A 21367-nucleotide genomic window follows, 5' to 3' on the forward strand; every position below is an offset into this window, starting at 1 on the left:
CAGGTTAATCTTTTTGCGGATATCGTATGGCCAGAAAATCACTTTTTACTATCTTCTTCCTGTCAGGATTCTGCGCCCTTGTTTACGAAGTAACCTGGAGCAGGATCTTTGTAAGGATCATGGGCTGTTCTACTTATTCCTCTGCTACCACGATTGCTGCATTCATGACCGGGCTTGCGGTCGGCGGGCTTTTATTCGGCAGGATTTCAGACAAATCTAAAAACCCGCTGCGGATTTATGCGCTGCTCGAACTGACTCTTTTCCTCTTTGCCCTGATATTCCCGGTTTTCGACCTGTTTAACACCTGGTTTTACACTGCTCTGCATCCATTCCTGTCCCAGACTCCGGTGCTGCTGACCGGCCTGCGTTTTCTGCTTTCTTTCCTGACTTTGTTCCTGCCTTCCTGTGCCATGGGAGGCACTCTGCCCCTGATCGTAAAGTTTCAAACCAGCGAAGATCCGGATTTCGAATCCGGCCTCTCAAGGCTCTATGGCCTGAACACAGCCGGAGCAGCGCTGGGCGGGATCAGCGCTGGATTTCTGATGATCCCGGCTTATGGCCTGCGCGGCACAATGCTCGGCGCTGCATTGATCAATCTGCTTCTTGCGGGCTGGGCTTTTTTGATTTCAAGGGTAGCCTCCAGCCCAGCGGCCGATAAACCTGCGGAAACCTCAACGCCGCTCGCAAAGAACCTTGTTTATACACTTTTCCTGTCCGGTTTTGCAGGGATGAGCCTGGAAATCGCTCTGATCCGGGCCTTTTCTTTCAGCTTCAGTTCCACTGTCTACGCTTTTTCCCTGACAGTATCTGTATTCATCCTGCTGCTTGCACTGGGCAGCTATTTTTCCAACAGATCGACTGCCGGGTGCCCTGAATTTATCCTGCAGCGTTCGCTCTACCTCTCAGGCCTGTTCACGATTTTCCTCTCTCCGCTGATCTACTATACCCCGGCCCTGCTGATCTACCTGATCCTGCTGAACGACAGGATCGACTATGCCACATTCCTGACCTGGCAGGCAGCCCTCATTTTCCTGATTCTTTCCCTGCCCGTCTTTTTCCTGGGGGGGATTTTCCCCATGGCTGCAGGAATCCAGCTCTCAAACAGCGAAAAACAGGGGACAGGCCTGGGCCGGCTGTATGCTCTGAATACTGCAGGCGACGTATTGGGTTCGCTGGCTGCGGGATTCTTTCTGATCCCTTTGTTCGGGACACAGAACACCATCTATTTTTCCGGCCTGCTGCTGATTTCCTGCTTCTTTGTGCAGAAAAGGGCTGATAAAACCAGTTTATACACGATTCTGCTTGGAGCGCTGCCGTTACTGCTGATCTGGATCTTTCCCAGCTGGGACTATCGACTATACAGCAGCATGGTTTTTCAAAGGCCTGAACGTTTTCAGCAGCTTTACGATGAACAGGTCAGAACACCCAATTCAAAACTCTCCATCCTCAAGCCTCTGGTGAAATTCCAGGCTGATGGCGTGGAGGGTTATGTGAATGTGTTTGAGCGGATGGGGTCCAGATTCCTCGTGATCAACGGCAAAGTGGATGCTTCAGACGACGCGGATATGCCCACCCAGGTGCTGGTCGGCCAGCTGCCATGCCTTATGCATAAAAATCCGAAAAGTGTGCTGCTGATCGGCTGGGGCAGCGGAGTTTCGGCATATTCCGCCTCCCTGCATCACCCCGAAAATTTCGATGCAGTGGAATTGATCAGGGAAGTGGTCGAGGCTTCCCGCCTTTTTGAGCATGTCAATCATGGTGTTTTCAAACAAACCCCGCCTGTGATTCAGATTGAGGATGGCCGGAATTTCATGGCCACCACCAGGAGCAGATACGATGTGATTATCTCACAGCCCACCAATCTCTGGGTGGCTGGAGTAGGCAACCTTTTCACCAGGGAATTTTTCAGGGATGCCAGAAAACACCTCAATCCAGGGGGGATTTTATGCCAGTGGATTCAATCCTATGAAATTTCTGAAGAAGACGTGAAATCCGTGCTCAGAGCGCAAGGCTCGATCTTCCCCTACAGCATCATTTTCACTCCCAATGATTATGACCTGCTGATTCTGAGTTGTGACCGGATAGAGGATCTCAGCATTGAACATCTGAAAACCGCCTTCTCTGAAAAGTCGATTCGGGAAAATCTCAGTTCGATCGGAATGGATTCACCTGAAAAAATTCTGGCACTGGAACTGTTAAGCGGTAATGACCTGAAAACCTATGCAGGGAAAGGGGAACTTAATACAGACGACCATCCTGTGGTGGAGTTCCGTTCTCCTTACAGCCTGTTTTCAAAGAAAGCCACAGTTGTGCCTGAAATGAAGCGGTTCCCGAGCCAGGAACCGAAACTGGCTATTCCCTGACTTCCAAAAGGATTTCCCGTTTGCTGAGCTTTTTCTTGATTTCCGGAAAATCCGGATGATAGAAGACGTGGAAGGTCTTCGCGTAATTTTCGAAATTATCCACCAGATGTTTTTTAAGCTGCGTCACTTCATAATCATCGAAGGTGAATGGATTCTTCTTTCTCACGCAGACATCCTCCGGCATGAAGACTCTAAGGTCGATCTGCAGGCTTTTTCCGAATTTCGGGATGTCGATCAGGATCTCGTGGCCATGAAGTTTTTTCCGGATTTTCCTGCCGATCTCCCCGCACAGACATTGTTCGCGCGTCCGCTTCAATTCCGGATTCTGGTAGAAATCATAGAAAAGATGCGTTTCCTTGCGTGACAATTCCCAGGCATAAAAAACCAGTCCACGCTTATACAGCTTCCGTTTTTCAATATTCTGGAGCAGATTCAGGAGGTCCTTCATTTTAAGTTCAGCCAGTCTGCGCTTCAGAAGCGATTGCAGCTCATATTCGCTGATCAGGTAGAAATCCTTCTCAGTCAGGCCGTTGTCCGGGTGCCGCAGAAGTTCACTGACTATCAGCTTGAACATGACTACACTGGACCTGACTCCGTGATGCCAGTAAACGTTCCTGTACATCAGGTAATTGGTGAAAATCAGGGCTTCGATCGCTGAAATGCCTTTGTGGCTGATGGCCAGTCCATCGTTTTCAGCGTCATAGACAATCGACTGGATCAGGCGGTCCTTGTTCACAGCTTCGCCGAACGGCACGCCGCAATACCTGGAATCCCTCAGCAGGTAATCAATCTTATCCGGGTCCAGGGTTCCGGAGAGGATCCTGGCAAGCCTAAGGTCGCGTTCAGGAATATTTTTTCCCTTGTAATCGATGATATTGGCTACACGCCGAGGGTCCACTCCCCAGACTTCGCACAGCACATGGCTCAGTTCACCCTTCGGGTCCAGAATGATTTTCCGTCCGCGCTCCTCATGGTCCTGGAAAAACACTTGGATCTCTTCGAGGATATGGGAATACGGGTAATGCCCGATATCATGGATCAGGGCTGCAGCGAGGAATGTCGCGATATCCTCTTCGTCGATCACCAGAGGGGGATCGGATGACATGAGCTGGCGCAGGAAAAACTTGGCCAGATGGTAAACACCGAGGGAATGCTCGAATCTGGAATGCCTGGCGCCAGGGTAGACCAGTTCCACGTGCCCGAGTTGAGAAATGTGCCTGAGTTTCTGGAATTCCCTGGTATCGATCAGCCGCTCGACTTCCTTTGTGATATAGATGTAACTCCAGATCGGATCACGGATGACTTTTCCCTTCTCTTCGAGCCAGTATATTTTTTTCTTAGCCATGAAACCCCCGTTTCTTTACCATGCCTCCGCTGGCTTCGGAAATATGTTCAGTGATCACAAAGGCGGATTCATCAATCTCATGAATCATGCTGCGCAGTTTGGATACTTCCAGTCTGGTTATCACGCATAAAAGAATGTCCTGTTCCGCCTCCGTGAATCCGCCGCGCCCCTGGAAAACCGTGACTCCGCGGCCGAGATCATTCACGATCATCTGCTTGATCTCTGCGTTTTTCGCTGAAATTATCGTAACTCCCTGGTATTCTTCGATTCCGTAAAGTATGAAATCCACTGTCTTGGCAGCGGAAAAATACGTCAGTATCGAATACATCGCGATTTCAGGGGAGAGAAGCTGGGCCGCGAAACTGAAAATGATGATGTTCATGAGCAGGATCACGTCTCCGACCGTGGCTCCCAGTTTTTTACTTGAGACAAGTGCTACGATCTCAGTTCCGTCAAGCACTCCGCCACCGCGGATTGACAGGCCTACCCCGGCGCCCAGCATGATTCCTCCAAACACTGCGTCCAGCAGTTTGTCAGTAGTAACTACCGGGAAGTGGACCAGCAGAAGTGTAAGTCCCAGGCCAAGAATCGCGAATGACGCGGATATGCAGAAAGTACGTCCCACATGATAGTAGCCGATCACAATGAAAGGGATGTTGACCAGCACGATCAGGAGAGGCAGGCTCCAGCCTGAAACAGCTGAAATCAGCATGGAGATCCCGGTGACCCCGCCGTCGATGAAGCAGTTCGGCAGTAAAAAGCCCTTCAGTCCGAAAGCTGCAGCAAATACTCCAACGCAGAGTAAGCATATCTTGAGCAGTTGATGGAGAAACTTATGCATAGAGCCTCCATAGGCTGATTGTATCACAGGGGGATTGACTTTTAAATCCGGTTACTGGGAAAAGAACAGCTGGTTTATAACTGCCGCCGCCAGGATTCCAGCCCAATCCTGATTGAATCTTCAAACCAGGTTTTGTATCTTCTTTCAACATTATCTAAGGGTTCATTGTATGAAAATTGAAATACTTCCTCGCAAATCACATTTGGAGATGGTAGTGACTCTTCAATATAACTCTCAGCAGAGCTTTGAATTTTATTCTTAGGTTCTTTGTGCGCAACGTCTTTCTGTTCCAGAAACGCGCTGATAGCACAGATACCTGTAAAAGCTTGTCCGAGAAAATGGAAGGAAAAAATGATATCTGTCTGCCGTTCTTCAGTTAACCTCAATTTTATCCACGATTTATATGTACGGAGATCAGCGAAATATTCAAGTTTACGCGCGGAAGCCACAATCTGCCCCCTGAACCAATGGTCATTGGTTTTACCATTTTTCTGGAATTGTGCGCCATAATTCTTGTCAATCCGCTGTAAATGTTCATTCAACTCTGAAGCCAGTTCTTCTAGTTTCTTACCTGTATAAGTTCCCAATTGCGAGAAAATTTCCAAAGCCTGCAATTTCCTGTTTTTCTGATCGTCCTTTTTCCTCTCAGCGATTTTATCCACAGCCGACCGGATGATATCATGATGATGTTTTCTTTCACGGACAATGTCCTCGGAAATGCTCAATGCTTTCTTGAAAGCATCGATTTGAACTTTTGTAAAAAGTCTGACCAAATCGGAAATGTCCCCCTGGTCGGCTTTCTCCGAATAAGCAATGTAATCATCCCTCATATCACGGGTTAAAACCAGCGGAAACCACCTTTCTCGAATAAAAACCAGTGAAGCTAAAGTGCGGGCTATTCTGCCGTTACCATCCTGGAAAGGATGCACTTGGGTGAATCTGTGATGTAACCAGGCAGCTTCCACTTCAGGCGGTACTTGCGCGGAACAGTGTTCAAGATGAAGTTTAATTAAATTATCCATTTCTGAAGCCACTTGCTCTGGCGGGCAATACTCGTGATGTGAGCCGTTCTGGCGGGATGGGTTGTTCGGCATTTTTTTCCAGTCGCCCCTGATCAATGGAACATTCACTTTCTTTCCCAGACTGTCGATTCCTCTTGTGAATTCCTGATGCCTGGTCATGGCAGCATGCATTTCTTTTATGTACGAGACAGATAAAGGACGGCGGCCTGCAACAAAATCAAACAAACCTTCCAAAACTTCAAGATGGTCCTTGATGATCGGTATAACCTCATCAGAAGGCAGATTCGCATCTCCATGGCCGATCAGGTTTTCCGACAAACCTTTTTCAATTAAAACCTGAGTAATGCCCCGCGATAGCGAATAAATATTTTCAATGATTCCAGTTTCAATCGCCCATTCTCGCATCAGCCGTGCATTAAACTCCTTTAAATCCTTATCCTCGCGCAATTTTTCTCTCTGTTCCCGCCACACTTGGGACAGACTGGCCAGTTGCAGAGAAGCGAGATTTTTCCAATCTTCAGGAAGATCTTCCAGCGGACGCCAGTTGTAAAACATCAGCTCAGCTCCTTTAAATTCAGCTCCATAATAGACCTCGGAAAAAATTAAATACTCCTATTTTCCTGCATTTTCTTCCATCATTTTCTCTATCCCACGCAACTCCGCCAGTTAATCCTAATCCGATTCTTTTGCATTGCTGCCAAGTTTGACGATTGCAGTCCCGCTAAAGTAAAATGTCTTTGAAAAAGGGCTGCTGATCAGTGTTGGGTCAAATTCGGACGTTATTTTAAACATCTGAGAAAATTTGAAATTATTACCTGTTATTACGAGCCAATTTTCAGACACAACCTTCTGATATTCCTTTAATTTCTTAGATTTATCTTCAATTCTTTCTTGCAGTAGTTCTACACTAATTGGCATTGGAATTCCAGCATCTACAACATCCCATGAGGCCATTGCAAATTCAGGCACACCTAAAGCATGAAGAAAGGTTATTTCTTCTGGCAATGGGGAATGCTCAATTTCATCGGGATTAAATTCGAAATATTCTCCGTTAAACAGTCTTAAATCACGAACAAATTCAGCAATAAATTTTGCCTCTTCATCACAGTTTCTATCTAATACTCTGAGATCGTCTAAAAATCCAATACTAACACGCACAGGAGTTGACAAGATGTCTTGTTGGTATAGTTTCTGGGATTGATTAATAATCTTTCTGGAAATCGACTCTTGCGCTTGTGTTAAAAACTTGCCTCCCGTTGTTTGCCTCATGTTCACAAAAAGGTCTGTGAGTTCTACTCCGATTTTTCTTCCCTCAAATTGAATGAGAAAATCAGGAGACTCTCTTTCTTCGATAAATTCTTTTGAAATACACATAACATCCAGAAAACTTTCAAGTAAAAGTCGTTCTCGGCTTTTTTGTAATTTATTGTCGCTCATAATAAACCTGTTGATCTTCCCACTACATTCTGACATTTTCACCTTAAAACAGGTGTTTTTGTAAATTTCAATGATTTATATGTTGTGCCTAAAGATTTACAATCAAGAATTTTCATAATTTAGCTCTTAAAGTGAGTTCGTCACATAGCTTAAAAGTCCATCTAATTCAGTTATTTGTTCTTTCAATGCTTTACCATAGTCCTTTTTCTTTTGCATTTCTTTTATACATGAATAAACTTTTTCTCTCTCCTCATGTTTATACTTCCAGATTTCAGTAGAAATTTCCTTGTTAACTTCATACATTAAAATTCCCGCTAATTTAGCAATTTGATCTTTCTTTGCAATGTCAGCACGTAATCTTGCCTGCATTCCTTTTATACAATTGCAAACTTTTTCTTTCTCCTCGCGACGAATCCCATCCCACTTTTTAATCGATACTTTCTTTTTGACTACCTCCAATAAAATTCCCACTAAGATTATGGAGTAACCTTCCCCATACTTTTCCATGTTTAAATCTATTCCTACTGTCCGTGATTTTCGGAATCGTTCAAATAAAAATCTATCAAGCCATTCTTTAAACTTATCATGATCATTTTCATCCAAGAATATTCTTGCAATTTCAAGGTAACAATAATAATCACCTTTTCTTTCAGCTCCTTCTTTTAAAAAATCAAGAGCTTTTTGATTGTCCTTTGGTACACCTTGAGCATAATAATATTGACGTGCGATAAATTTGTAGGCATAAATACAACCAAATTTGGCCGCTTCTTTATACAACTTTATTGATTTGGAAAAATCCTTGGGATGTTCAACTTGTCCGAAATAATGATTGTTCGCTTTGTTTAAAATATTTACCCACGCTGGGGTTGTATCACTGTTCAATTTAAATTTATCGTTTCTTTTACTGTTTTTAGAAAAAAGATCTGAATCGTCACCGGTTTCTAACTTGGAAGTAATTTCAATCAATCTAGATGGTAATAGAGTGGAATGTTTCCGAGTCTGATCGATGATTTTGAGTATTGCCTCACAAACAGAAGGGTTGGATTCATTCTTTTCTATCTGCTGTAAGATTTCCACTTTTTGTTTGAATTCAGATTCAGCAATTGCAATGATTGCTCCAGACTTTACATTTTGATCAGCAACGCTCAAAAACATAATAAATGAATCAAAATCACCATGTTTTTCAATAGTGATATCCGGCTTTAATTCTCTAGCCTCAAAGAATTTTTTAACGCATTTCTTAAAATTATTAAAATTATTTTCACCTGAAAAAATTCTTGCCATTTCCAAAAAGCAAAAGTAATCCCCTTTTCGTGCACCCTCTTTTAGAAAATCAAACGCTTTTTGCTTATCTTTAGGAACGCCTTCCCCGGAATCATATTGGTGAGCTATAAATCGATATGCAACAATGCAACCGAGCTTAGCTGCCCCTTTGTATAATTTTAATGACTCGGAAAAATCCTGGAGGTGTTTATCATGTCCGTGATAATAATTTTCCGCTTCGTTAAGCAAATCAGTCCAAGGGTGGTGTATAGGTGAACATTTGCTTAGCTTCATATCATTCAGTTCATCATTTTGATTTTTGGTTAGTAAGTCTTCATCTTCAGTGCCTTCGCTGGGAATATTTCCAGATGGATTAGGTGCTTGTAAAATTGTAGTAATTACATCTTTTACAGGAGCTTTAAAAAATTCTCTGTTTTCAGATACCCGATATCCTTTTTCAGAAAGTACTGTGTGAATGTATTGCTCGGCTTCATCGCAATTTTCAAAAAAGCGATCAAATGCCACTATAAAGGGAGTTGGTATTCCTGTCACACCAGACAATTCATCTGCTCTAGCTAATGGTTCCCTTGTGGTTTTTCCAACTTTAACTAATTCTGGCATGGAACTATTCACTAAAACATAAATAAAACCTGCTGACATTTAATCTCCATAATTACTAGGTCGATATCACACATTGCTTTGCTTAGCTTCAACATCCATAGGAAGTAGGCTACGCGGTGAAACCTGTCCCTGAACAAGGAGCGCTAGATAGGACGTTAATAAACGTTCGTCATAATTGACAGAATCTGCGAAAAAGGGAACCAATCCTTCAAATTGACTTTTGAGTTCTTCTTCATTTGGATTACCCCATAATTGGAACACTCCAATTTTTGGGCCACCCTCTGCAATTTCAGCAATTAGATCTTGAGTTGAATCAGCACCATTTGGTAAATAGTCATCTAATGGAAGACGCGATACAATCAGAACTTCAAATGATTTAGGTGGAACTTTTGAATAATAAGTTTTGATGTGTGGGAAAAATTCTTTGAAGTCTTCTTTGAACCAAACCTCTCGCTTTCCTTTGAAGCGTATAAGACCTATCAATCTTTGAAGCGATTGGCGCGTGAAAGCGACTCCATCTAATCCACGAATCCAGCATTGAATAACTGCAAATAAAGAGATAGTACGATGCTGTCTCCGGGCCCCTTCTCTAACATCAATCTGTTTCATAAACGCTACCTCTAAAAAAAAGCAGTGGATACTTCGGTGAAATCTGGCACTCGAAATTTTGCAAGTGTTTCACCGTAATTTTGTTGAGATATATTAACACAAAGTAGCTTCATTGTCAACTTTTACCGCTGATTGATATTTTTGAAAGTGATAAAATATTATTCAAGTTCCGGAAATCAATTAATTAATTTTATTGCGGAACTTAATTCAATTTTCTTTGTTATGATTGGCCGTATCAAGCCGGTTAATGCCATTTTACAATACTATTTCCCTTCCGGATTTTCCAGATATTCCGAAATCAGAAAATTTCACAGCCTGCGATTCTTTTTCCTGGCCTTTTTTTACATATTTTCCAAGCATTCAGACGGGGACAAGTCGGGGTTTGGGACAGGCAAGTTGAGAACGGATGGATTCCAGCTTTCCCCTATGTCCTGTCTCCGACAGGACTCCGAGGACTATAGCCGCTGGAATGACGGGGTTGTGACACTATCAGCAACCCGGCTAATGGGGAAACCAAAAAAACGAGGAGAGCGCCCTTTCAGGAGTTTTTCACACTATCAGGAAACTGCCGTCCGGATTTTTTTTAAGCTTGGCATTAAGAATTTTAAGGGCTGTTTCAATGCCTTCGGTAAAGTAACTTTTTTTCTCTTCGAACTCCATGTTTTTTGTATCTTCGTAGACTTCTTTTTTCCAGTCCCAGACTTCCTGCATCGACTTAGGAATAACATTACTTTTCTTCTTCATCGATAACCTCCAAGGGGCTCAATAACAATAAAGGATGCAGTAAGCCTTCCTTTTCATTGATGGCCTTGATCTTTATCTGTTTGTTGACATTGGCCAGATGCCGGAAATTCCAGGAAAGTAGAATATCCATCTGATTGGTCGCAGCAATTGCAACATGTCTTGCATCATCTGTTTTAGCTTTTGGTATTACACCCTGCTCAAGGTAAATTTCAGACAATTTTTCCGATTCACTATCAAGAGGTAAAACCTTGAGAGCGTAATCGGAGATCACTTTTAACAAAGAAATTTTCCTTGTCTCGTTCCTTGTTTTCCCTAGCTCCCTGATTACCACTTCAGAAATGAAAACCTCATACTTTCCGGGGCCAACAAAGTTTTCGAATAATTCCCGGGTAATTGCCATAAATTCCGGCGCGTCTTCAGCGAAAAGAAAATTAATCACTGATGTATCAAGATAGATCCGCATTTTCTTCATAATGTAATTATATCAGATTCCTCAACTTTTGGTATTCGGACAGCACTTCAGGTGTACCGCGCTTGGGCGGGGCGGCTTTGACGATTCCGTTTTTAGTGTAGACGAAACCCTTGCTTGCAGTGCTCAGCGAAAGTTGCGTTTTTTCGAGACTGGCTTAGCAGTTTTCAGCTTTGATTTGACTTCATTCAGTGTAAGAGCCGACTTTCCTGCTTCTTTCTTTTTGGCTTCCCTCAAGTCCATCAGATCTTCGACATCTTCCAACAGTTCCTGGATAATTGCATATTCGTCATAGGGGAATACAACAAACTCAGCCTTACCGTTTTTTTTGAGGAATTCGGGATGCAGTTTTATCATTTCTGATGCTCCTTGGCCTTATTGATAGGCATCTTTTCTATTTTTTATCCTGTATACAATGATTTCAGCTCCGTGGATTTCAAACAGAATTCGAAATTCCCCAACACGTAAGCTCTCGGCTTGATCCTGATCAGGTATTCCATGCTTCTGATTATGGCAAAAAAACAGGGTTTTTGCAAGTATGTTGCCTTTTTGATCCATCCTTAGCTGCACCCAAAATTTGTCAGGGGTTGAGAGGGCCGTTCCAAACCTTAAAAAAATGGCCGCCTTGCCGGCGGCCAATTGGAAATAGGAGGTAAATGATTAGCTATCTGTAAATAATTACTTTCCCTATCCGGATGTTGCGACTTCGCCGTACATCTTCTGCACGATATCCTTTTCCTTCAGCCTTTCGATGAAGACTTTGGAGTTCTGCAGGATGCCGCGGGCTGCGAAGATCTTGACTATTTCTTCCTTGTGGATGCCGCCGAATTTTTCGTCATCGACTTTGAGGATGGCTTTCAGGCCGTCGGCGAATTTGGAACTGCTGTTGATATAATAGCGGCTGTAATGGGCAAGTGAGTCGGCGACTTCCCGGCCGAAGGCCTGCCTGACTTCCCACAGCGGAGCAGACCACATCAGAGAGTCGGCATGGCATTCATTCTGCACGCTCTCAGGGTAATGTGAATTGTTGATGCAGGAGCGCAGATAGGGTTTGCCCATCTTGGCGCAGGCGTATTCGCCGATGTCAGGGTCATTGTCGATGGAATTGCCGAAATAGTCGGATAATCCCTCATTCATTCCGCCGGCTTCACCGGAAGTTCCGAGCCCTGCGATGTCTGAAGTGACGCCATGGGTGTATTCATGATAGGCGATTGCCGATTCCCTGGCCAGGTCATTGAATTTGCTGCCATCCCCGAAAGCGAAGTAGCCGCCCCAGGGAGAGAAGAAGGCGTTGTCATAGTTGTTGCCGTAATGCACGATTGCCCTGGATTGTTTATCCATGCCTGTATAACCGAATGTGTCCTTAAAGTAATCATGGATGCGGGTCATGTGGAAATACATGTGGGATTCGTCGAAATGGGTGTCTGTGGTCTCGTAGACAAATTCATTCCGCTCGGAATTGGCGGCTGAGGCTGAGCTGTTGCCGTTCTCGATCTTGGCCCAGGAACCCTGGAGATAACCGCTTTTGGTGATGGCTGTGAACGGTTCCACAGTCGCATCGCACTTGAGCGGATTTGTCATGTAGGTTGAGCCCTTGCCGTCCATGAACTGCATCAGGTTGTCGCAGTAAACAACTTCTCCGTCCTCGTCGTCCACCACGATCAGGAAATCGCCGAGCGGCTGCTCTGCGCCGATTTTATATAGGTATGCGGATTTCAGGCCGTTATAAGTGTTGAAAAAAACTTTTTCAGAGATTGTATCCATCCTGAGCGACAATACATGGAGATATTCAGTGGCGATCTTCTCGCAGGTGGCGATGTCATAAATGGAACGATTCTTGATGACTGTGTTGTGGATGAAAGCTCCGGCGAGCATGAATCCCTTGTTGCCTGCAGAATAGGTCAGAGCGCTCGGGAAAACTTTGATTCCATTGAAGGAGTATTCATAAACTTCATGGCCCTCATTGTTCTTGATTTTATTGAGGGTCAGGTTTTCCGGAAGCGAGGAGCGATACTGATTCATCAGGTCAGCTCTGCCGCAGCTGCAGAAATTTCCGCAGACTGAGGAAGGTACTGCGTAGGTTTCGTCCCAGGTCACTTCAAAATTAGGGTCGACTTTGCCGAAAACGGCAAAATCATTCTGGAAGCCGCGCAGGGTCATGGTATCTTTTTCCTGCAGGTTTCTCAGCAGTGCATTGGAATCATCAGCCTGGAAAGCATAGATTGAGACGCTTGTGATCAGAAAGAAGAACACGAACAGCTTCAGTTTACTCACTACTCCTCCTTGTTACTCTTATACAACTTATACTTTTACATTCTTACATTACATTGTTGCCTACTATCCCATCGGCTTTACGCCACCTCCCGGATAAGGATTTTCCGCTACTGTCACCTGCCGATACAGTAAATCCAATATACTTGTACTGTAATAATAATATCCTCACTAAAAGGGCTAAAGCCAGTTACATTTTGTTACAAATTGTCCAAATTTGTAACAAATCGGCTGAAAACCTTGGTTTCAGGGGAAAAGACTGGATGTCGAAGTGCTTGAATTTCCTGCCCTGTCACTGACCACAACCCGCACCTCGTTGGAGCTCTGAAAAAGCGCGCTGGCCGGAATCCTGACTGCATATCCCGGATATTCTCGAAAATAGGCAGCTGTTTTTTTGACGTTGTTCAGGTAAATTGTGAAGTCCCTGGCAGGCTGCATAGGATAAATCAATAGATATTCAGCCCCCTGCTTACTCAATATTGATTTTGGAATCAGGGGAGGGGTGCTGTCAATTTTATAGACAATCCTGTAATTTTTCCCGGCTATCCTGATGTTTTTCGCTTGCTCTCCATCATTACCGTAGAAATCCATTTCCCTGGAGTAAAATCCGCCGTCCTGCTCAAAACCTTTCCCCTCGATTTCCGCGGTCCCGAGCGACTCATCTGTAATCAACAGATATCTGATGGGCCGCAGTTCATCAGGCAGGAAATATACTCTGTCCCCGGTTTTTTTCAGGTAAACTACAGGCAGCTTGATAGGATCCGCTTGCAGGGGTCCTGCTTCCTTTGGAATCGCTGGTTGGGGCCTGGGCACGGGCTGGATGACAGCAGGTTTCGGCGGTTCCTTTTTTTTGCTTTCTAAAGTCTTGGCGATAATTACGGGCCGATCTGGAACGGGTTTTCCCACTTCCGTTTGAACAGTCTTTTCTTCTACAAGCTTCAATGGAACCAAGGTTTCGGAGTATGGAATTAATAACTCCTTCTTGACAGGGATTTCCACAGTTGTTCCTGTCTGGAGTTCGGCAGACTGTGGAATCAATGAACCTGCTGCAGGCCTTTGGGATTCTGATATTTTTAAAGTTACTTCCGCTTCCAGAGTAGCCACGCAAGGTGAATTGATAATTTCCGCCTTTTTATTGGCACCGGCTTCAGGCCTGCTTCCTCTGGCCGGGGATTGGCAGCCTTCCCTGCTGCCTGCAAAATAAACCAGTGCCAGAAGGATCAGAAAGAGGGGTACAGCCTGAAAGATACCGTCTGATAATCTGCCTGGCAGCTTGAATTCACGGGAGATCTCAGTCACCATTTCTCTTGTGATCTTTTTCTTCTCCAGAGTGAAGGCGGTGATCAGAACCTGGTGACAGATCAGATTCACCAGACGCGGCACTCCTCTGGAAACCGAATAGATCCGGCGTAAGGCAGATCCGGTAAAAACGACTGCAGGGACTTCCTGCTTGCCTGCCACTCTGAGGCGATGGTTGATGTATGGTGCAAGATCTTCATAAGCGAGAGGTTTAAGATGATACCTCATTCCGATCCGTTGCTTGAGCTGAAACAGCGCGGGCTCTTCCAGCAGTTTGGACAATTCGGGCTGGCCGGTCAGAATCACTGTCACAAGCTTGGCTTTGTCGGTTTCGAGGTTGGTGAGCATTCTCACTTTTTCCAGAGTAGCGATTGACAGGTTTTGGGCTTCGTCTATCAGCACAGTCAGGGGCAGGTTTTGTGAGAGACAATCCAGGGCGTGTGTATTGAGCTTGTTGATCAGTTCCAGGGCGTCATCGCTCTTCGCATAGATAATTTCAAGTTCATCCAGGATCTGCCTCATCAGTTTGAGAAAATCATCCTGCGGGTTGAAGATAAAGGCGTATTCGCCCTTCAATTCCCCGATGATTTTCCGGATTAAGGTGGTTTTGCCTGATCCGATCTCGCCTGTTAGCACAATGAATCCCAGATTGGACTCGATTCCGAATTTCAGGCGGTTCAGAGCTTCTTCATGGCGGCTTGTCAGATAGATGAATTCAGGGTCAGGGGTGACATGGAAAGGAAAACGGGTCAGATTGAAGAATTTCAAATACATCAGCGGATTAAAATCGCCCCCAGGATTTTTTCGGCGGGGAAGTTGTGGTAAACAAAGAAATCCGCACGATTCACTAAAAACACCAGCCTGCTGCGCTCGTCGTCAATGTTGTCGAAAATGTAAATCAAATGCTCTTCTGTTCGTCCTTCCTGACAGTTAATTTCAAACTCGGAAAAAGCTGCGGCATCTTTTGTGATCAATCTGACTTCAAACCGCTCGGAAAATGCCCGGGTGAAATGCCCGATGAATCTGCGGTACGCTGTATCCTGCTCCTGATAGAGAATGCTCAGGGAGAAAGGTCGCGGCAATTGAGGCAGAAGCTGGTCCAGAATCTGGTTGAAACAGGACTTTCTCCGCAACGGAATGCTTTCAGTCTCAGCTTTCCGCAAGGCTTTAGTGATCCTGCTCACAAAATTTCCCTTTCCACGATGCTGATTACCGGAATCTTGCCAGGTGACTCGTCTTCAGCGGCTAATTCCTGCCTTCTCCAGTAATAAATCGCTGCTGCGGCTAGAATGCAGAGGGATGCGTAAAGTAGAAATGGGGGATGGCTTTCCTGGGATTCGGGAACCGGTCTGACAATCCGGCCGGGAGCATTACCGGCTGGAAGCTTGGGGGCGGCCGGTATCTGCTGAATCAACTCTTGGGATGGATTCTGAATTTCTATTTTTTCTACTTTTTCAGTCTGATGGATTGGTGTGATAATCGGTTCGAGAGGAGGTTCTTCGGAATCATTCAGATCCACCTTATTTTGAATAATACTCTCAGTTTTCTGTACTGGCTCGTATTTCTGCTTCACTTCCTCAAGCTTTTCCCGGCTCGAAAAAACATACAGTTTTCCGTCCGGTGCAGTCCAGCTGTAAATATCAGCAGCAAAAATCAGGCTTCCGCAGAGAAAAACAAGAATCATGACAGAGGGTTTCATGAGAAAAATATACAGCATCAGAGAGGAATTGTGAATTGAATCATTCAATGATTTTTAAAAAAAATCCTTTTCTGATATCTTATATCGAATAGTATTGATATCTTCCAGGGTTAAGATAAATATGCGATTTCTCCTGATTGTTCTGCTGTTTTTTTCTTACTCTCTACATGCTTCCAGAATTGATGCCCCTCCGCATCCGGACAGATATAATTACCTTTATCAGAGTAATCTTTATCCCTCTGCCCCTGCCAGAGGGCCGATTTATCACGAACGGGATCGCGCCCCTTACCAGCGACGCATCGATGTTACAGGCACTGCTACAATCCTGACAGTGCCGGTGGCTTTTTCAGACAGGGCTCATCCCGGCATCGACATGAACCTGCTCGCCAAATTCAAGGATTATTATGAAAAATCTTCCCACGGGAATTTTTCCGTCCAGCTTGTTGTCACCCCGACCGTCTATTCAACACATACTTACAATTACTGGGGTTCCGACAGCCACGGGATCGACACAGGGGCGGATCATGAGATTTACGAGCTGGCCCGCGAAGCCGTCAGACTCCTCACAGCTTCCGGTTTCGACTTTCAGGCCCATAACCTGGATACCAACCATGACAACATAGTTGATCACTTTATGATCATACATGCCGGAAATGCTCAGGAAAATGGAAACTCCGGGGACATCTGGTCTCACAGCTGGAAGATAATAAACGGTACAGACGACGATTACAGCAGTCTTTCTGATACTCCTGACGGGGAACCTGCCACCGGAGAACTCAAAGTAGTCAACTATTGCATTTTTGCCAATTCCTCACCGCTCGGCATCATGGTGCACGAATTCGGACACGATCTCGGCCTGGTCGACTTTTACGACACTACCTATGGTTCATACGGCACCGGGAACTGGGATGTGATGTCCCTGGGATGCTGGAACGGGGAATCATACAGCGGTGAATCCCCCCCGCTTTTCAGCGCCTATGAGAGATTTTATCTGGGATGGATAGCTCCGCTTGACTTGAGCGCGCAGAGCGGGAACTTTACCTTGCCGCAGATGGAGGAAACTGACACAGTCTATAAAATCTCGCTTACAGGCTCGGAATATTTCCTGCTGGAAAACAGAGGCAGGACGGGCTACGATGCATATCTTCCCGGAGGAGGAATGCTGATCTGGCATGTGGATGAGCAGGTTTTGGCATCCAAATGGCTGGATAACAATGTCAATTCAGATTATAATCACAAAGGTGTCGATCTGGAAGAAGCCGACGCTTCCAACAGCCTCGACAGAAAAGCTAATAAAGGAGATCAGGGCGATCCTTTTCCGGGGACATCCCTGAAAACCTCCTTCACTCCGGACACCGCTCCCTCCAGCAATTCATACTATGCTGGACTGAAATCCGCAGTCTTCCTGAAAAATATCCACGCCTCAGATGCAGGAATCGGATTCGACAAGGAAAGCAGCTTCGGATTTTTGGCAGGGATTTTTTTCCATCCACTGTCAGCGAAACTTCTATTCATGAGCATTGCCTCAACTGCTGCCCTGGACAGCCAGGAACTTTCAGTCAATCTTACGGAAGGGCAGTCCCTGAGACAGATCTCAGCCGTCCATTTAACCGGGAACACCTATTTTGCGACCTGTGAAATAAATAACCCTTCGAACTGTCTGAACCTGGATCTTTCCGGACGCGTTTCAGGCATCCTTAAAACTGCCAGTCTGCAATTCACCGCAGCAGGTGTGAAGAAGACATTTTTCGCCCCTGCAGCTTCTGGAGCGGGACATGACTAAAAGGTTTGCCTATGCCTTCCTGATTGCGTTTCTGTTCCTGTCGGCCTGCGGAGGTGGAGGAAGCGATGGAGGCGGTGGAACGGTCACGCCTTTGACTTCCATTAACGGCAGTGTATACCAGGTGGCGGAAGAATTTGTTGCCAGCCTCCCGGCACCTGCCGGATATTCTCCTGTTTCCGGTACAGCTGCTTTCACCCCGCTCAATGGAAATTTTACGAGGACAGTAATGATTTCCGGTTCTTCTTTCAGCTTGCCTCTGTATGAAGATGATTTCACCTTCTCCGGAACAGGGGGTGTGATCACAGGCAATCTCAGGATCAGTTTCGGGGGCAAGACCGCAGATGGAAGAATCAGCGCTAACCGGAATTTTCCCTCCAATGATTATGAGCTGCGCATCACCACAACCAGTCTGGCCAGTAACCAGCTGGTAGTTCTTCCCAAACAAGGCAGCACTACAGCAGGCAGCTTCAATCTGAAGCTTTATTATTTCAATGCGATTGGAAATCTGATCGAGTTCAATTCCGCCGACCTTTTTTTTCAGGAAAACGGGAAATCAGCTACTTATACCCCTGGAGGTGTAACTATTCCTTTCACAGAGAGCGAGTACGCCATGTTCAGTTCAGGAATGGCCAACCTGATGATCAAAACAACTGATGTTTTCGCGCGGAAAACGCTGGATGTCACTTCCGATCATGCACTGGTGATTATCGAATCCGGGAACGAGGATTTGGCTCGCGAACGTCTGAACGGCAGCAATGCGATCAGCATATATTCCGCATACCGGATGCTCATTGCGGGGCAGTTCGCCGGCTGTCTGGCAACACTTTCAGGACTGAATACCGATCCTGCCGAAAGCCGGGAGTCCCAGATTGCTGCCAGCCTTGCGTATTTCGGGGAGAAAAATTGGGCTGCTGCCTATTCCAGCATCGCTTCCTCAAAAAGCTCTTCCCAGCTGGCTGCAGTGATTTATGCCTCTCTGGCCTCGATCTGCGAAACCACTCCCGCCGGTTTCACCGGGGCTGCCTCCAATCTTGAATCTCTGCTCCCTCCGGGACTATATTTATCAGATGGATACAGCCTCGGAATTTCCAACACCGACGCCCATACGGTCTGTGCGATTTGCGATTATTATGCGGGAGACAAGACTTCCGCTGCAAGCCAACTGGCTGAACTGCAGACTCTGCTGAGCCGGATCGGACAGGACAGTTTCAGGCATTCGGCAGCCGGCCCGGTTAGCGAAACCGTAAACCAAATCTAGTCAAGGAGTGGCAATGCAGCTATCTAGAAAAATTTCGGGACTTTCACCTTCTCAGACCCTGGTAATCACTAAGAAAGCCCAGGATCTGAAGAAATCAGGAAAAGACACTGTGATCCTCTGTGCAGGTGAACCGGATTTTCCAACTCCGCTTCCTGTGGCTGAAGCCGGAATCAAGGCCATCCGTGACGGCAAGACGAAATACACAGCCAACCCGGGGATCATCGAACTCAGGGAAGCCATTGCCGAGAAACTTCTGACTGAGAATGGCCTTAAGTATTCTCCGGACGAGATAATAGTCACGAACGGAGCTAAGCAGGCAATTTACAATGGATTCCGCTGTCTGCTCAACTCCGGCGATGAAGTCCTGGTTCCTTCTCCATGCTGGGTCAGCTACGTTGAACAGATCAAGCTGGCCCACGGAATCCCCACTCTCGTTTTCGGAGCCTCTGTCAAACCACAGGCAGAGGAAATGGCTCGAAAAATCACTTCCAAAACCACCGCCCTGATCATCAATTCTCCCAATAATCCGGTAGGTTATATTTACAACAAGCAGGAACTGATCGAGATCGCCCGGCTCTGCCAGGAAAGGGATCTGATCCTGCTTTCGGACGAAATCTATGAAAAAATCATCTTCGATGATAACAAGCATTTTTCGCCGCCGGCTCTTGTTCCTGAGATCAGGAATCGGACACTGCTGATCAACGGTTTTTCCAAGGCTTTCTCCATGACGGGATGGCGCATCGGCTATGCTGCAGGCCCCAAGGACATGATCACCCTCCTCAACCGCATCCAGAGTCATCAGACTTCCAATGCCTGCACAATTTCCCAGTATGCAGCGCTGGAAGGGTTGAAAAATCCCGAAGTGCAACTGGAGGTGCGGAAAATGGTGAAAACCTTCAGCGAGAGAAGGGACTACTTCACCTCAGAACTTGACAAAATCCCTCATCTCAGCTATTACAAGCCGGAAGGGGCTTTCTATGTCTTCGTGAAAGTGGACCATTACTACAACCAGGAAATCCGGAATTCCAACGAACTCTGCAACTGGCTTCTGGATGAGTTCATGTTGGCTGTTGTGCCGGGAGAATCCTTCTTCTCTGAAGAATATATCAGGATCTCCTTTGCGGCTTCCTGGGAAGAACTGGAAAAAGGCCTGGTACGACTGAAAAAAGCGCTGGGGAGGCTTTCCCAAAAGTGACCCTCAAGTCATACGGACTTTCAGACATCGGGAAAAAGAGGACTAACAATGAAGACTCTTTCCTTATGCGCGAGCAGCTGTTCTGTGTGGCTGACGGCATGGGAGGGTATTCTTTCGGGGAAAAAGCCTCCAAAATGGCGACTGCACTTTTAGCAAGCCTGTACGAGATCAGCGAAACCACATTGACGCAAGGCAATGTGGCGGAAACCTTACTCGACTGGGTGAAAGAGATCAACGGCCAGATCTACCGCGAAAATCAGAAAGAATCCTCTCACATGGGCACTACGATTGCTTTATCCCTGTTTCTGAATGACAAATTATTTCTGGCCAATGTAGGTGACAGCCGGATTTACCGGATCTCTCCCAAAATCGGGATCGAACAGATTACTGACGATCATTCACTGGTGGCTGAGCAGGTCCGTCTTGGCTTAATCACTGAAGAAGAAGCCAGGAATCACCCCAGGAGAAACATCATCACCAGAGCGCTGGGGATCTTCCCTGATGTCAATGTAGATACCTTCACCTGTACCCCTCAAGCAGAAGATTTTTTCCTGCTCTGTTCGGACGGCCTGTGTTCCTTGGTAAATAATGATAAAATTGCAGAAATCATCTTAATGCCTGAAATTGACTTGAAAGCCAAGGCTAGGGACTTGATCGCAGCCGCCAATGAAGCCGGCGGCAATGACAATATCACTATCATTTTAATCGAGGTGCAGAATGCTTGAAAAAACTTTGATCCTGCTTAAACCGGATGCCATCAAACGCAGACTGATGGGAGATATTCTCAGCCGATTTGAACAGAAAGGCTTGAAAATTGAAGCCATGCGTTTCATGAAACTGGAACGGGAACAGGCTGAAGAGCATTATTTCATGCATAAGGACAAGGATTTTTTTATAAACCTGATCCAGTTCATCACCTCAGGTCCTTTACTGGCCATGGTGATCGAGTCCGACAATGCCATTGCACTCTGCCGCAAAGTCGTAGGTGCCACAAATCCGATGGAAGCTGAAGCAGGCAGCATACGTGGAGATTTCGCTTTCAATACCACGGAGAACCTTGTACATGCTTCCGACTGCCGCGAAGCTGCTGAACGTGAAATCAAGATTTTTTTCAGGAAAAGCGAAGTCTTTAACTATTGATTCAACAA

Annotated in this window: 20 protein-coding genes; 6 read left to right on the forward strand and 14 right to left on the reverse strand. The window is 45.8% G+C overall.

Features of this window, described 5'->3' with window-relative positions; genetic code table 11:
- Positions 1-26 precede the first annotated feature (26 nt).
- Complete coding sequence (locus PHW04_02350; GenBank protein MDD2714715.1) at positions 27-2363, forward strand: fused MFS/spermidine synthase; 2337 nt, start codon at positions 27-29, stop codon at positions 2361-2363.
- Here PHW04_02350 and PHW04_02355 read toward each other — a convergent pair.
- The 14 genes from PHW04_02355 to PHW04_02420 all read right to left on the reverse strand — a co-directional run bounded on the left by PHW04_02355 (position 2353) and on the right by PHW04_02420 (position 15983).
- Complete coding sequence (locus PHW04_02355; GenBank protein MDD2714716.1) at positions 2353-3708, reverse strand: HD domain-containing protein; 1356 nt, start codon at positions 3706-3708, stop codon at positions 2353-2355. The genes PHW04_02350 and PHW04_02355 overlap by 11 nt on opposite strands.
- Positions 3701-4549, reverse strand: a complete 849-nt coding sequence (locus PHW04_02360; protein MDD2714717.1) for a YitT family protein — start codon at positions 4547-4549, stop codon at positions 3701-3703. Before PHW04_02360 ends, PHW04_02355 begins: the two co-directional genes overlap by 8 nt.
- 74 nt (positions 4550-4623) lie before the next feature.
- On the reverse strand, positions 4624-6126 hold the full coding sequence (locus tag PHW04_02365; protein MDD2714718.1) for a Fic family protein: 1503 nt from the start codon (positions 6124-6126) through the stop codon (positions 4624-4626).
- A 117-nt stretch (positions 6127-6243) separates the two neighbouring features.
- On the reverse strand, positions 6244-7008 hold the full coding sequence (locus PHW04_02370; GenBank protein MDD2714719.1) for a hypothetical protein: 765 nt from the start codon (positions 7006-7008) through the stop codon (positions 6244-6246).
- Between the two features lie 126 nt (positions 7009-7134).
- Positions 7135-8931: a GIY-YIG nuclease family protein gene (locus PHW04_02375; protein MDD2714720.1), complete on the reverse strand. Its 1797-nt coding sequence runs from the start codon at positions 8929-8931 to the stop codon at positions 7135-7137.
- Between the two features lie 27 nt (positions 8932-8958).
- Positions 8959-9501: a hypothetical protein gene (locus tag PHW04_02380; protein ID MDD2714721.1), complete on the reverse strand. Its 543-nt coding sequence runs from the start codon at positions 9499-9501 to the stop codon at positions 8959-8961.
- Between the two features lie 549 nt (positions 9502-10050).
- Positions 10051-10245: a hypothetical protein gene (locus PHW04_02385; GenBank protein ID MDD2714722.1), complete on the reverse strand. Its 195-nt coding sequence runs from the start codon at positions 10243-10245 to the stop codon at positions 10051-10053.
- On the reverse strand, positions 10229-10717 hold the full coding sequence (locus PHW04_02390; protein ID MDD2714723.1) for a type II toxin-antitoxin system VapC family toxin: 489 nt from the start codon (positions 10715-10717) through the stop codon (positions 10229-10231). The genes PHW04_02385 and PHW04_02390 overlap by 17 nt, the downstream gene beginning before the upstream one ends.
- A gap of 123 nt (positions 10718-10840) precedes the next feature.
- Entirely contained in the window at positions 10841-11071 is a 231-nt protein-coding gene (locus PHW04_02395) for a type II toxin-antitoxin system Phd/YefM family antitoxin (protein ID MDD2714724.1), read from the reverse strand.
- A gap of 18 nt (positions 11072-11089) precedes the next feature.
- Positions 11090-11272 (reverse strand): hypothetical protein, encoded by a 183-nt coding sequence (locus PHW04_02400; protein MDD2714725.1) that lies wholly within the window; start codon positions 11270-11272, stop codon positions 11090-11092.
- A gap of 129 nt (positions 11273-11401) precedes the next feature.
- Complete coding sequence (locus tag PHW04_02405) at positions 11402-12988, reverse strand: M36 family metallopeptidase (GenBank protein ID MDD2714726.1); 1587 nt, start codon at positions 12986-12988, stop codon at positions 11402-11404.
- A 243-nt stretch (positions 12989-13231) separates the two neighbouring features.
- Positions 13232-15058: an AAA family ATPase gene (locus PHW04_02410; protein ID MDD2714727.1), complete on the reverse strand. Its 1827-nt coding sequence runs from the start codon at positions 15056-15058 to the stop codon at positions 13232-13234.
- Positions 15058-15468, reverse strand: coding sequence for a hypothetical protein (locus tag PHW04_02415; protein MDD2714728.1), 411 nt, complete (start codon positions 15466-15468; stop codon positions 15058-15060). The genes PHW04_02410 and PHW04_02415 overlap by 1 nt, the downstream gene beginning before the upstream one ends.
- Complete coding sequence (locus PHW04_02420; protein MDD2714729.1) at positions 15465-15983, reverse strand: hypothetical protein; 519 nt, start codon at positions 15981-15983, stop codon at positions 15465-15467. The genes PHW04_02415 and PHW04_02420 overlap by 4 nt, the downstream gene beginning before the upstream one ends.
- 121 nt (positions 15984-16104) lie before the next feature.
- Here PHW04_02420 and PHW04_02425 point away from each other — a divergent pair, with 121 nt between their 5' ends.
- Genes PHW04_02425 through ndk form a run of 5 tightly spaced genes read left to right on the forward strand, consistent with a single transcriptional unit; the run spans position 16105 to position 21359 of the window.
- Positions 16105-17766, forward strand: a complete 1662-nt coding sequence (locus PHW04_02425; GenBank protein ID MDD2714730.1) for a M6 family metalloprotease domain-containing protein — start codon at positions 16105-16107, stop codon at positions 17764-17766.
- Positions 17759-19024 (forward strand): hypothetical protein, encoded by a 1266-nt coding sequence (locus tag PHW04_02430; GenBank protein MDD2714731.1) that lies wholly within the window; start codon positions 17759-17761, stop codon positions 19022-19024. The genes PHW04_02425 and PHW04_02430 overlap by 8 nt, the downstream gene beginning before the upstream one ends.
- Before the next feature lie 13 nt (positions 19025-19037).
- Positions 19038-20219 (forward strand): pyridoxal phosphate-dependent aminotransferase, encoded by a 1182-nt coding sequence (locus tag PHW04_02435; protein MDD2714732.1) that lies wholly within the window; start codon positions 19038-19040, stop codon positions 20217-20219.
- A complete protein-coding gene (locus PHW04_02440; protein MDD2714733.1) occupies positions 20216-20944 on the forward strand; it encodes a Stp1/IreP family PP2C-type Ser/Thr phosphatase in 729 nt (242 codons plus the stop codon). Before PHW04_02435 ends, PHW04_02440 begins: the two co-directional genes overlap by 4 nt.
- Positions 20937-21359 (forward strand): nucleoside-diphosphate kinase, encoded by a 423-nt coding sequence (ndk, locus tag PHW04_02445; protein ID MDD2714734.1) that lies wholly within the window; start codon positions 20937-20939, stop codon positions 21357-21359. The genes PHW04_02440 and ndk overlap by 8 nt, the downstream gene beginning before the upstream one ends.
- Positions 21360-21367: the final 8 nt, after the last annotated feature.

The sequence above is a fragment of the Candidatus Wallbacteria bacterium genome, assembly GCA_028687545.1.
Classification (GTDB): Bacteria; Muiribacteriota; JAQTZZ01; order JAQTZZ01; family JAQTZZ01; genus JAQTZZ01.

Bases quoted from the DNA above. Each gene is read 5' to 3' on its own strand.
- PHW04_02350 (MDD2714715.1), top strand. From the start codon at position 27: ATGGCCAGAAAATCACTTTTTACTATCTTCTTCCTGTCAGGATTCTGC.
- PHW04_02355 (MDD2714716.1), bottom strand. From the start codon at position 3,708: ATGGCTAAGAAAAAAATATACTGGCTCGAAGAGAAGGGAAAAGTCATC.
- PHW04_02360 (MDD2714717.1), bottom strand. From the start codon at position 4,549: ATGCATAAGTTTCTCCATCAACTGCTCAAGATATGCTTACTCTGCGTT.
- PHW04_02365 (MDD2714718.1), bottom strand. From the start codon at position 6,126: ATGTTTTACAACTGGCGTCCGCTGGAAGATCTTCCTGAAGATTGGAAA.
- PHW04_02370 (MDD2714719.1), bottom strand. From the start codon at position 7,008: ATGAGCGACAATAAATTACAAAAAAGCCGAGAACGACTTTTACTTGAA.
- PHW04_02375 (MDD2714720.1), bottom strand. From the start codon at position 8,931: ATGTCAGCAGGTTTTATTTATGTTTTAGTGAATAGTTCCATGCCAGAA.
- PHW04_02380 (MDD2714721.1), bottom strand. From the start codon at position 9,501: ATGAAACAGATTGATGTTAGAGAAGGGGCCCGGAGACAGCATCGTACT.
- PHW04_02385 (MDD2714722.1), bottom strand. From the start codon at position 10,245: ATGAAGAAGAAAAGTAATGTTATTCCTAAGTCGATGCAGGAAGTCTGG.
- PHW04_02390 (MDD2714723.1), bottom strand. From the start codon at position 10,717: ATGAAGAAAATGCGGATCTATCTTGATACATCAGTGATTAATTTTCTT.
- PHW04_02395 (MDD2714724.1), bottom strand. From the start codon at position 11,071: ATGATAAAACTGCATCCCGAATTCCTCAAAAAAAACGGTAAGGCTGAG.
- PHW04_02400 (MDD2714725.1), bottom strand. From the start codon at position 11,272: ATGGATCAAAAAGGCAACATACTTGCAAAAACCCTGTTTTTTTGCCAT.
- PHW04_02410 (MDD2714727.1), bottom strand. From the start codon at position 15,058: ATGTATTTGAAATTCTTCAATCTGACCCGTTTTCCTTTCCATGTCACC.
- PHW04_02420 (MDD2714729.1), bottom strand. From the start codon at position 15,983: ATGAAACCCTCTGTCATGATTCTTGTTTTTCTCTGCGGAAGCCTGATT.
- PHW04_02425 (MDD2714730.1), top strand. From the start codon at position 16,105: ATGCGATTTCTCCTGATTGTTCTGCTGTTTTTTTCTTACTCTCTACAT.
- PHW04_02430 (MDD2714731.1), top strand. From the start codon at position 17,759: ATGACTAAAAGGTTTGCCTATGCCTTCCTGATTGCGTTTCTGTTCCTG.
- PHW04_02435 (MDD2714732.1), top strand. From the start codon at position 19,038: ATGCAGCTATCTAGAAAAATTTCGGGACTTTCACCTTCTCAGACCCTG.
- ndk (MDD2714734.1), top strand. From the start codon at position 20,937: ATGCTTGAAAAAACTTTGATCCTGCTTAAACCGGATGCCATCAAACGC.